Annotated in this window: 1 pseudogene; it reads left to right on the top strand. The window is 70.4% G+C overall.

The window, feature by feature from the left end:
- Nucleotides 1-388, top strand: a pseudogene (locus EOA28_RS38485) (FAD-dependent oxidoreductase); the annotation flags it as partial.

The following is a 388-nucleotide window of genomic DNA, read 5'->3' as shown; positions in this document are numbered from 1 at the left end:
GCTCGGCGACGCTGCCCCAAAGCGCGACGTCGATGCGACGCGCGAATATCGCTACGGCAAGGGCAACTTCCAGATCCACTATGCACTCGACAAGCCGCCGGCCTGGCGCGGCGAGGGGCTGGACAAGGTGGCGTTGCTGCATCTGACGCCCGGCCTCGACGGCGTCTCCAAAGCCTGCAACGAAGCGCTGCGCGGCCTGCTGCCGGAAGTGCCGACCATCTGCGTCGGCCAGCCGCACGCGCTCGATCCGTCGCGTTGCCCGGCGGGCAAGGCGATCCTCTGGCTGCAGCTGCCCGAGTCGCCGCGCCACATCAAGGGCGATGCCGCCGGCAAGCTCGCGGCTCCGGCGGACGGGCAATGGACCGCCGAGTTGCGCGAGGCCTATGCC

Source organism: Mesorhizobium sp. M2A.F.Ca.ET.067.02.1.1 (genome assembly GCF_004023285.1).
Classification (GTDB): Bacteria; Pseudomonadota; Alphaproteobacteria; order Rhizobiales; family Rhizobiaceae; genus Mesorhizobium.
The sequence above is the reverse complement of the archived record's forward strand: the minus strand, read 5'-3'. Positions and strand labels throughout refer to the sequence as shown.